Raw genomic sequence first — 10,635 nt, 5'->3', positions numbered from 1 at the left:
GATCCCCCCCCGTCGCCCGGCCCCGGCCGGGGTGCGGCTTGGCCCGCTTGCGACCCTCGTCACCGCGCCCCGCGATCTTGCGAAGCGACAGGGGGGGCACAAATACGATCATGGTCATGGGCTGGTGCTGTCCGGCCCGATGGGCCATTCAGGCGCGGCCCGTCTGGCGGCCCGTGGTGCATTGCGCATCGGGGCCGGGTTGGTCACCGTGGCGGCGCCAGGCTCTGCCATGATGGAATGTGCCTGCCAGCTGACCGCGATCATGCTGCGCAAATGCGAGGGGGCCGAAGGGCTGGCCGATCTGCTGACCGATGCACGCCTGAACGCCCTGTGTGTCGGGCCGGGGCTGGGGCTGGGGCAGGGCACCCGCGATCTGGTGGCACAGGCGCTTGCGGCCCGGCGCGGTACGGTGCTGGACGCGGATGCGCTGAGCGCTTTTGCGCAGGACCCGGACGCGCTGTTCGCGCAGTTGCATGAGGCCTGTGTTCTCACCCCCCATCTTGGCGAATTCACCCGGCTTTTCCCCGATATCGCGGCGAGGCTGAGCTCTGCGCCCAAGGCCGGCCCCGCCTATTCCAGGATCGACGCCGCGAGAGAGGCCGCCGCGCGGGCGGGCTGCACGGTGCTGCTCAAGGGGCCGGATACGGTCATCGCGGCGCCGAACGGTCAGGCTTCACTCCACGCGGCTGCCTATGATCGCGCGGCACCCTGGTTGGCGACAGCCGGATCGGGCGATGTGCTGGCAGGTTTCCTCACCGGCCTGCTTGCCCGCCGGATCCCCCCGAAACGCGCCGCGGAAGCATCGGCCTGGCTCCATGCGGAGACCGCGCGGAGAGTCGGTCCGGGCCTTATAGCCGAGGACTTGCCGGATCGGTTGCCAGGTGTCCTGAGCAGCCTTTGCAACGCGGTCTGATCCCGGGCCAACGCGGCAAATGGCCAATGAAAGCGCCGGAAGGCCGTGGGGGCGAGGCCCCAGAAAACGCTCTTTCTAGAGCGTTCTGACGCGGCCCCACAGGTCCGCGCCGGTGCCTGTTCCTATGGCAGGGCGATGGATTCTTGCTCTCAGACCTTGGCGATGTCCTGCGCCGCGCTGATCACCTCGAGCCCGTCGGCATACAGCACATGCGCCCGGTCGAATTGCAGGGTAAGCAGGGCTTCGGGGCGCGCATCGCTCCAGCAGATGACCTCGCCGTCGACCAGCCGCGACAGCGGCACCCGTGCGGCCGGCGTGCCGAACAGCGCCTGTGCGCGCCAGTCGCGCAGCAGGATCCTCTGGTCGGCAGGCAGCAGCAGGTCGCGCACGGGCTTGCCGCCGAGCGCATCCTTGCGAATGAAGACGAAGCGCATCTCCGCAGGCACGTCATGACGGAAGATCCGTCGCAGAACCTGCGCGCCCGCATCGCGCGTGATCACCCGGTCGCCGGGATAGAGTGCCTCTGCGGGCAATGCGCCGGCCAGCGTCAGAATCTCCGTCCCCGGCGGCAGCATCGCGCCGGAAAGATGTCTCTGCGTCGCTTCCCCGGTCGGGGACCCGTCTGTCAGATCGGTCATGCCAAATCCTGCTCAGTCCCGGCGATGCTACCTCGCCATGTCTTTCCGGCAGGTTAATGCAAAGGCGGGTGCCGACCCAAGGGCTTTCTCGAAGCGAAACCCCCAAAAACCCGCAAAATCCCTCTCGCCACCGGCGCGGGCCTTTGCTAAAGACCCGCCACCGTCAGGCGATTGCCTGCGGATCGTGCGGGTGTGGCGAAATTGGTAGACGCACCAGATTTAGGTTCTGGCGCCGCAAGGCGTGGGGGTTCAAGTCCCTCCACCCGCACCACTACGCGCAAAATGTCCCGGTTGCCTTAAGAGGCGGAGGTTTTCCGCAGGTTGCCAAACCACCCTTCCGGCCACCCATAGGCATATCAATGAAACTGTGGGGCTCCGATCTGCACATGTGTCCGGCCCGGACAGCTTGATACTCTGATCGCGGCGTGAATCATGGTGGGAACGCCAAGCGGCACAGGTGGGGGCGCCGCCTGAAAGAGGTCCGTCAACTGGGTGACCCGTGCCGGATTATCCGGTGGAGCCAACCGTTGGGCAGAATGAAGCATCACGAACAGGAGGACGCGGGGGCGGTCGGAAGAGCGGCGGGTGTTTCTCGCCGGAGCCTCCGGAACAGGCTGTTCACCAGAGACAGCCATAGACAGTCTTGGTCCGACATGGCGACTGCTGCCCCAAACTCCTGAGGATCAAGTTCACCGAACACCGGGATATCAAGAGGTCATTGATGGGCTCTTACCCCGGCTCTCCAATCGTGTTTTCGGCTTTCTTTGCATTCAGGATCCTGTTCAGGACATCAACGCATTTCGAAAGATCGTCGGGATCAATACCCCCAACCAGGCGCGCATGAAAATCGTTGATCAATGGGGCGATTTCACGGAGCTTCTGTTCCCCCTTCCTGGTCAGGACGACTGTCCGCTTTCGCTGGTCCGTTTCGGAGATCCTCCTGTCCGCCAAACCGGCATCTACCAACTGGTCAACGGTACGGCTTGCGGTGGATTGTTCCAGTACGGCGAGGGCGGCAAGTTCTCCGACAGTCAGTTCTCCATGCGCAGAGAGGCTGGAAAGAAGCCGCAGCTTGGGGGTGGGCAGTTTCTGATCCGCCAGCATCGCGTTCAGCTCCGAGCTCCAGATATGGGTCAGTCGGGTCAGGAGATAGGGGAGAAAGGAATCGAGCTCATCCGCCTTGTGAAACGGAAAGCTCGGATTGAGGGTGGGATAGCTATCAGCCAAGGGCGTCACCCGCGTGCATTTCCTCCAGGATTTCGCGCAGTGCTGTGTTCGCAGCGGTCAGGTCCTCATCGGGAACCTGCTGAAGAATGTCGGCCAGGATGCTGTTATGGGCATCGCGTGCCATCAGGAATTTCTGCTCGCCGCTGTCCGTCAATCTGGCCGAAAAGGACCGGCGGTCCTCGGTCGACATGGCCTTGATGACCAAGCCGTCCTTGATCAGCCGGGTCACGAGGCCGGATACATTGCCATTGGACACTTTCAACGCGCTGGACAGCTGGCCCATGCTGATGCCCTCGGGGGTCCGCGCCAGTTGGGCCATTGCATCGAACTTGGCCAGGCTTAGCCCGACCTCGTCCTGCATTCGCTTGTTCAGCTCTGCAAAAATATCGCTGTGCAGCCGAAGGACGCTTAGCCAGAACCGCGTCTGGTTGCGTTGTCTCGCATCGCTCTTACCGGTCTCGCCCATGTCATCCAGGAATGTCGCTTCAGTCGGTCGCTAAGGTATTTGCTTTTGCATAGATCAGCAATGCGTCACGGATGTCTGCGGGAACTTCAATGGATTGGTGAGTATCCAGTCCGGTGGTGACGGTGACGAAATGCCCGCGCAGGGCCTCTTGTCCATCCTTCAAGGCATGAAGGGTCAGCCCGTAGGACTTGGTTCCGACCTTGTTGACCGCAACAAGAATTTCCACCTCCTCGCCCATCATGCAGGGGGTGAAAAAGGTGGCCGATGCCGAGACGTACCCCAGCCCTGTGCGGCGGGGTCCGATCACCTCCTGATAGGGTATGCCGAGCACGTCATCGAACCATTCCTCGATCGCCCGGTTGAAGAGGTCAAAGAACTTGGGGGTGTAGACGATCCCCGCCGGGTCACATTGCCCGTGCCGGAATTTCGTCCTCGTCGACCACAGCCCGGCAGGCAGGTCGTTTCGGGTCAGCGGGCGTCTGCTATCTTGTACGTTCATGTCGGGCCTTGTATCTCCTCGGTGAATGAGCGGATGGTCTGAATGGTACCGTCAAGATCGTCCCCTTTGCCGTCCTTGAGGGCGGATCGCAGCAGCCTGTCCGCCCATTGGGCGGCATCATCGCGATGCGAGATGGTGCGGATCGTCTGCATGACCCGGTCAAACTTGGAATGCGCGCGATCATGGGTGTCTGAATAGCCCTTGATCAGCCGCCGCACCGACAGGATGGAAACCGCCAGATCGTAATTGTGCGACAGCGCCTGAGTGGCCTCTGCCAGCCAGGCGGTGCGATGTTCAACCTCGTCTTTGTGGCGCAGAGAGCGGCGGCGCAGGGGTTTGAGCCCGGCCATCACGTAGAGCAGCAGAAAGCCGCGAAGCGAATAGGTGTGCACCCGGCGCCCCCTGTCGATGCGGCGGTCGAGCCAGGCGTAGAGCCGGGGCTTTCCATGCAGCCACCGCGCAAGGCCTGCGGGCATGGTCGAGGCAAGTTCCTCCAGCCGGGGATGCATGAATTCGGTCGTGCTCAGGATCTGGCCCTTGCCGAGGTTCATATCTTCCGCGATCCGGGCCCGGCGGGCGGCGCGGGTTTTCAGATCGGCGACCCGAATGACGTCATCATACGCCATCGCGTTGGCCAGATATTTCGCGGCGGTTTCGGTGAAGCGGAATCCATTCGCCGCACCACCTGCGTCAAGATCCTGCGCGGCGATGTCCCGAAGGATATCCAGGTATTCTCCGCCATAGGCCGCATCCTGAAAACTGACGACCTTGCGAAGGCCGAGGAACGCCATGTGACGGGTAGGTTTGGGCAGGTCCGACCTCAGCCGCTGTAACAGCGCATTGGCCCGCGCATCGGGAAGTGTCGCGGGTGGTGCAGGGGGCGATGGGGGGGCGAGATCACCCGCCCTCTCGCCGTCGCCCGTTTCCCCCGCCTCTGTCCGGGCAAAGGCCGCATCGAAGGCCCGCAGGCTCGCCGCCACCCCTTTGCCGCTGGTGTTGATGACCAAACGATAATCCTCCGGGGCGAATGGTAGCGCGCCCGAGGCGGCAAGACTGCCGAACAGCGCCGAGGAAATCACCGAGCCGTTTTCGACCGCCATCCGGTTCATGTCGAACACGATCTGGCGTTTGGCGACAACGCCGATCGCCTCGGACACCGCGCTGCTATCGGCAATGCCTTCGCCCGGCGCCATTTTCTCGATGGTCGACAGGGCGCGGTGGTTGGAGGCGATCAGCGTCGTGCGCTCAGGCGTGACGATCCCGCGCAGGATCGAGCGTCCGGCCTCCATGTATTCGGCGGCGATCACAACATCCACGTCGCCCGGTGTCGGCATCTGCGCCAGCACCGGTTTGCGCCCGTCTTCGCCGGGCTTCATCATCTCGACATAGTAGATCGTGGCCCCGGTGCGCTGCGCCACGCCGGGGACCGAAGTGGATTGCGCAATCCAGCCCTGCCGCTCGGCCAGATCGACGATCCAGCCGGTCAGCACCCCGCCGCCCTGTCCGCCCATGGCCACGATGGCAATGGAGAGCGGGCGTTCGGTCGCGTCGGCCTCTGCCGCAAGGGGCAGTTTAACGGTGTCGTCCTTCATTGGCTCATTCCCCCGAAATCAACTGCCCGGCGCGCCCGGCGGTTCTGAAGAAACCTGATCACGGGCGTTGACAGCCCGGCCTTGAAGCGATCCCAGGGGCCGGGATTGTGGATGACTTCGGCCCGGTAGAAGGATGGGCACAGCACGGCTGCATCCGCCACTTCTCCGCAATTGCCGCAGGCCACGCAGGTGCTGTCGATCGAGGCGACAGGATCATCGCGCAGGGGGTCGTCAAGCTGCTTGACCGAAAGGGAAGGGCAGCCGGACAGCCGGATACAGGCGTGATCGCCGGTGCAAACATCCTCATCGACGCCGAAGCGTTCCTTGACCGTCCGTTTGCCGTCCTTCATCGCCTTTGCCACTTGCGGCTTCACCCGGCGTTGCTTGTTCAGCATGCATTCCGACGAGGCGACGATGATCTTGGGGCCGTCCGCGTCTGTCGTCAGCGCCTCTTTCAGAACGTCGCGCATCCGGTTCACGTCATAGGTGCGGTCGATCTGGCGGACCCATTTGGCCCCCACGCCCCGAACCGCATCGACAATCGAGTTGTTGGTCACCCGGCGCTTGTTCACGGCACGCGATGACAGGATGTCCTGCCCGCCAGTGGCCGAGGAATAGTAGTTGTCGACGATCAGGAAGACCCCGTCATGATTGTTGAAGACCGCATGACCGATGCCGCTGGTCAGCCCGTTATGCCAGAACCCGCCATCGCCCATGATCGAGATCGACCGCTTGGCGCCCTTGACGTTGAAGGCGGCCGAAGACGCGGCGCCAAGCCCGTAACCCATTGTCGTCGCGCCGATATTGAAGGGGGGCAGGATCGAGAACAGGTGACATCCGATATCGGCAGAGACGTGATGTTCCCCAAGCTCTTCAAAGGCCAGTTTCATGGCGGCGAAGATCGGTCGTTCCGGGCAGCCGGTGCACAGGCCCGGCGGGCGAGGGGGTACCACCTCGGTCAGCGCTGCAACCTTGGGATCGCGCAGGATCGGGACGGGGTCTGGCGTAGGCGCCCGATTGCCCAGAAGCTGCGCCTCGTGATCTTCCAGAAACTGACCGATGCCCTTGGTCAGCGCCGCGACCGTGTAGTCGCCCGCCATGGGCAGGTATTTCTTGCCATGCACGAGTGTTTGCTTCTTCAACCGCGCAACGGTCGTGGTGATGGATTGCTCGATAAACTCCGGCTGCCCTTCTTCCACGACCAGAACGGCATCCAGCCCCTCGCAGAAGCCTTCGATCTCGCTGGTGATGGTCGGATAGCAGACATTCATCACGTAAATCGGCAGCTTTGTCTCGCCATAGGCATCGCTGAGGCCGAGGAACTGCAGCGCCCGGATGGTGCTGTTATACATGCCGCCCTGTACGATCAGCCCGGTCTTTCCGGTCTTGTCATCACCTGTCGGGCCGAAATGTTCGTTCAGCCCGGCCTGTTTCACGAAGTCGATGGCTGCCGGCAGGCGGTGTTCGATCTTCTCGACCTCATGGGTATAGGCCGCCGGGGGCAGAACGATCCGGTCAAGGTCGCGCTTGGGGCTGTTCAGGGCGTCCTGAAGGGTGAACTCGGGCCGCTTGTTGTCCTTGCAGACAAACTGCCCGGTCATGTGGCAGGACCGGACCCGAACCTGTAGCATAACGGGCGTGTTCGAAGCCTCAGAAAGCTCAAACCCCTTTTCGATCAGGTTGACCATGCATTCCTGATCGGGTCTGGGATCGAGCAGCCACATCTGGGATTTCATCGCGAACGCGTGGGTGCGTTCCTGCATGATGGAGGAGCCTTCGCCGTAATCCTCACCCACGATGACCATGGCGCCGCCCTTGACCCCACCCGAGGCGAGGTTGGCCAGCGCGTCGGACGCGACATTGGTGCCGACCGTCGATTTCCACGCCACCGCCCCGCGCAGCGGATACATGACCGAAGCTGACAGCATTGCGCCCGCCGTCGCTTCGTTCGCGGAGCTTTGGAAGTTCACGCCAAGATCATCGAGAATGTCATTCGCATCGGCCAGCACGTCCATCAGGTGCGAGATCGGCGAGCCCTGATAGCCGCCCACATAGGATATGCCGGACTGTAGAAGCGCCTTGGTGATCGCGAGAATTCCCTCGCCGCGAAAGACGTCTCCGTCCCCCAGCTTCAGATGTTCCACTTCCCTGGCAAATGAGCGTTCGGCCATTTGTGTCTCCCAAAATTTATATGGAAATGGATAATTTTATATGTAAAGTAAGTCAAGACGTTTCGCGCTGGCGATGGTTGCCTGAAGCGGAAGAGAAGTGAAAAGAGGTTGAAAAACATGCACGTAGCGCGCCCCGATAGTCTGGTCTCGGAGATTCTCCCGGCGGTCTCAGACTACCTCGATTCGCCGCCGCGACTGGTCATCGGGGCAGAACAGCTCGGGGCGGCGGATGGAAGGACGCTCGATGTTTTCAACCCGGCGACCGGCAAGAAACTCGCTGAAGTCCCTTGCGGCGGCGCCCATGAAATCGACCTGGCCGTGCAGCGCGCCCGTGAAGCGCTAACCGGGGACTGGGGCCGGATGCGCCCGGTGGAGCGTCAGCGCGTCATGCTGCGGCTGGCGGATCTGATCGAAGCTAATGGCGAGGAACTGGCGCAGCTGGAAACTCTGAACAACGGCAAATCGGTGATGCTGTCGCGGCTGGTCGAGGTGGGCAATTCCTCCAACTACCTGCGCTACATGGCGGGATGGGCCACCAAGATCGAAGGCTCGACCATCGACGTATCCATCGCGGTGCCGCCCGGCGCAAAATACCAGGCCTATACGCGCAAGGAACCGGTGGGCGTCGTGGGGGCAATCACGCCGTGGAACTTCCCGCTGAACATGGCGATCTGGAAGATTGCCCCGGCGCTGGCCTGTGGCAACACGGTGGTTCTGAAACCTGCCGAGGAGACGCCGCTCACGTCGCTGCGGCTGGGCGAGCTGTGTCTTGAGGCGGGGCTGCCGCCGGGCGTCGTCAATGTCGTGACCGGCACCGGGGCAGAGGCAGGCGCGGCGCTCACCGCGCATCCCGGCGTGAACAAGCTGACCTTCACCGGCTCGACCGAGGTGGGCAAGATCATCGGCATTCAGGCCATGCAGGACATAAAGCGGGTCACGCTGGAACTGGGCGGTAAGGCCCCGATGATCATGTTCGACGATATGGACCTTGATCAGCTGGCCATGGCGGCGGGCGTCGGGGTGCTGTTCAACTCTGGCCAGACCTGCTGTGCGGGCACCCGGATCTATGCCCAAAGGGGGATCTACGATCAGGTGTGCGAGGTCATGGCGCGGACCGTGGGCGGTATGGCGATCGGACCGGGGCTTGACCCGGCGAATGCCATCAACCCCATGGTCTCGGCCAAGCATCAGGCCCATGTGAACGCCTGTGTCGCCAGCGGTCTGGACCAGGGCGCAACCCCGTTGCTGAGCAGCGATGCCTATCAGGGCGACGGGTTTTTCGTGACGCCGCAGATCTTCACCGATGTCCGGCAGGACATGAAGATCATGCAGGACGAGGTGTTCGGCCCGGTCTTCACGATCACGCCCTTCGATGACCCCGACGACGCAATCCGCATGGCCAATGACACCCGCTACGGGCTTGGCGCCTCGATCTGGACGACGAACCTGAACACGATGCACCGCTATGTGCCGCAGATCCAGGCCGGCACGGTCTGGGTGAATGCCCACAACCTGCCCGACGCGAACATGCCGTTCGGGGGCTACAAGCAATCCGGCATTGGCCGCGAACACGGGCGGGCTGCGCTGGATGCGTATCTCGAAACGAAATCCGTTTGCGTTGCGGTGAGGTGAGGCAGATGGACAACAATCATATCCCCCAAAGCAGCGACAACTTTCTGCGCGAACATAACGGGCGTCACCAGCTTCACCCGATGGTGCATCCCCTGATCATCGAACAGCGCCCGCCGCGGATCATCGTGAAGGGTGAGGGGTCTTACGTCACCGATATCGACGGAAACACCTATGTCGATGGTGTCGGCGGGCTGTGGAACGTCAATGTCGGACATAACCGGCCCGAGGTGAAAGCGGCGATTTCTGCCCAGATGGAGGAGATCAGCTACTATTCCAGCTTCGCCGGAACAGTGACCCCCCCGTCCATCGAACTGTCGGCCAAGATCATCGAGATGACGGCAGAGGAGGACATGAGCAAGGTCCTGTTCTCGGCCAACGGGTCTGACGCGGTTGAAACCGCGCTCAAGCTCAGCCGCCAATACTGGAAGCTGGAGGGAGAGCCGGAGCGAACCGGCTTCATCTCGCTCAAGCAGGGCTATCACGGCATTCAGTTCGGGGGCACTTCGGTCAACGGGTCCAGCCTCTACCGGTCTGCCTATGGCCCGCTGTTGCCCGGTTGCTATCAGGTGGACAGCCCCTGGACCTATCGCAATCCCTATTCCGAAGACCCGGAAGACCTGACCGAGGCAATCATCACCCAAATCGACCGGCTGATCCGGCATCAGGGTGCGCATACGATCGCAGCCTTCATTGCCGAGCCGGTGCAGGGGGCCGGGGGCGTTATTGTTCCTCCCGCAAGCTTCTGGCCCCGTCTGCGAACACTGCTCGACGCGCACCGTATCCTGCTGATCTCGGACGAGGTGGTGACCGGGTTCGGGCGCACCGGCGCGATGTTCGGTGCACGCGGCTGGGGCGTGAATCCCGACATCATGTGTTTCGCAAAGGGTATCACGGCGGGCTACATCCCGCTGGGCGCGACGGTGATCAACAAGCGGATCTATGCGGCCTGGCAGAAGGGCATCGACCCGATGGGCTTCATCATGCACGGCTACACGGCCACCGGCCACGCGCTGGGATGCGCCGCCGCCAATGCCACGCTGAAAATCGTCGAGGACGAGGACCTGCCCGGCAATGCCGCCCGGATGGGTAAGCGGTTGCAGGATGGGCTGCGCGACGTGCCCAACTGGTCGTCGCTGGTGGGCGAAGTGCGCGGCAAGGGGCTGATGGTCGGGCTCGATCTGGTGGCCGACAAGGCCATGCGCGAACCCATCGACCCTGGAAAAGGGCAGGGGGAAATGGTGGCGACCTTCGCGCGTGACGAGGGCGTGATCGTGCGCCCCGCCGGGCCGGTCATCATCATCTCGCCGCCCCTGACACTCTCTGAAGATGAAACCGACAAGATCGTCGATGGGCTGATCAAGGCATTGCGCCGGTACGAACGGGAGAAATAGCGATGTTGCCTGGCAAGGACTTTCCGATATTCACCGCTGCCGCCGTGCAGGCGAGTCCGGTCTTTCTGGATGCGCGCAAGACGGCGCAGAAGGCGGTTGACCTGAT

General features: G+C 62.7%; 9 protein-coding genes and 1 tRNA gene. 4 read left to right on the top strand and 6 right to left on the bottom strand.

Annotated elements, in window-relative coordinates; all coding sequences use genetic code 11:
• A partial coding sequence (locus RBB16_RS19680; RefSeq protein WP_306047736.1) for an NAD(P)H-hydrate dehydratase occupies positions 1 to 913 on the top strand: 913 nt, incomplete at its 5' end.
• Positions 914 to 1,062: 149 nt separating this feature from the next.
• Here RBB16_RS19680 and RBB16_RS19675 read toward each other — a convergent pair.
• Positions 1,063 to 1,551: a Hint domain-containing protein gene (locus tag RBB16_RS19675; protein WP_306047735.1), complete on the bottom strand. Its 489-nt coding sequence runs from the start codon at positions 1,549 to 1,551 to the stop codon at positions 1,063 to 1,065.
• 186 nt (positions 1,552 to 1,737) lie between these two features.
• On the opposite strand from RBB16_RS19675, the gene RBB16_RS19670 reads away from it, so the two are divergent.
• A tRNA-Leu gene (locus RBB16_RS19670) sits at positions 1,738 to 1,822 on the top strand.
• Positions 1,823 to 2,280: 458 nt separating this feature from the next.
• Here the strand turns inward: RBB16_RS19670 and RBB16_RS19665 are convergent.
• Genes RBB16_RS19665 through RBB16_RS19645 form a run of 5 tightly spaced genes read right to left on the bottom strand, consistent with a single transcriptional unit; the run spans position 2,281 to position 7,506 of the window.
• Positions 2,281 to 2,778: a MarR family winged helix-turn-helix transcriptional regulator gene (locus tag RBB16_RS19665; RefSeq protein ID WP_306047734.1), complete on the bottom strand. Its 498-nt coding sequence runs from the start codon at positions 2,776 to 2,778 to the stop codon at positions 2,281 to 2,283.
• Positions 2,771 to 3,244 carry a MarR family winged helix-turn-helix transcriptional regulator gene (locus RBB16_RS19660; protein ID WP_306047733.1) on the bottom strand — a complete coding sequence of 158 codons (474 nt, stop codon included), beginning with the start codon at positions 3,242 to 3,244 and terminating at the stop codon, positions 2,771 to 2,773. Before RBB16_RS19660 ends, RBB16_RS19665 begins: the two co-directional genes overlap by 8 nt.
• Positions 3,245 to 3,263: 19 nt before the next feature.
• Positions 3,264 to 3,743 (bottom strand): thioesterase family protein, encoded by a 480-nt coding sequence (locus RBB16_RS19655; RefSeq protein WP_306047732.1) that lies wholly within the window; start codon positions 3,741 to 3,743, stop codon positions 3,264 to 3,266.
• Complete coding sequence (locus tag RBB16_RS19650; RefSeq protein ID WP_306047731.1) at positions 3,740 to 5,335, bottom strand: indolepyruvate oxidoreductase subunit beta family protein; 1,596 nt, start codon at positions 5,333 to 5,335, stop codon at positions 3,740 to 3,742. The genes RBB16_RS19655 and RBB16_RS19650 overlap by 4 nt, the downstream gene beginning before the upstream one ends.
• Positions 5,332 to 7,506: an indolepyruvate ferredoxin oxidoreductase subunit alpha gene (locus RBB16_RS19645; protein ID WP_306047730.1), complete on the bottom strand. Its 2,175-nt coding sequence runs from the start codon at positions 7,504 to 7,506 to the stop codon at positions 5,332 to 5,334. The genes RBB16_RS19650 and RBB16_RS19645 overlap by 4 nt, the downstream gene beginning before the upstream one ends.
• A 117-nt stretch (positions 7,507 to 7,623) precedes the next feature.
• Here RBB16_RS19645 and RBB16_RS19640 point away from each other — a divergent pair, with 117 nt between their 5' ends.
• Positions 7,624 to 9,138: an aldehyde dehydrogenase gene (locus RBB16_RS19640; RefSeq protein ID WP_306047729.1), complete on the top strand. Its 1,515-nt coding sequence runs from the start codon at positions 7,624 to 7,626 to the stop codon at positions 9,136 to 9,138.
• A gap of 5 nt (positions 9,139 to 9,143) precedes the next feature.
• A complete protein-coding gene (locus RBB16_RS19635) occupies positions 9,144 to 10,529 on the top strand; it encodes an aspartate aminotransferase family protein (RefSeq protein WP_306047728.1) in 1,386 nt (461 codons plus the stop codon).
• The last annotated feature ends 106 nt before the right edge of the window (positions 10,530 to 10,635 follow it).

Source organism: Nioella sp. MMSF_3534, assembly GCF_030732985.1.
In the GTDB taxonomy this organism is placed as follows: Bacteria; Pseudomonadota; Alphaproteobacteria; order Rhodobacterales; family Rhodobacteraceae; genus Nioella.
The sequence above is the reverse complement of the archived record's forward strand: the minus strand, read 5'-3'. Positions and strand labels throughout refer to the sequence as shown.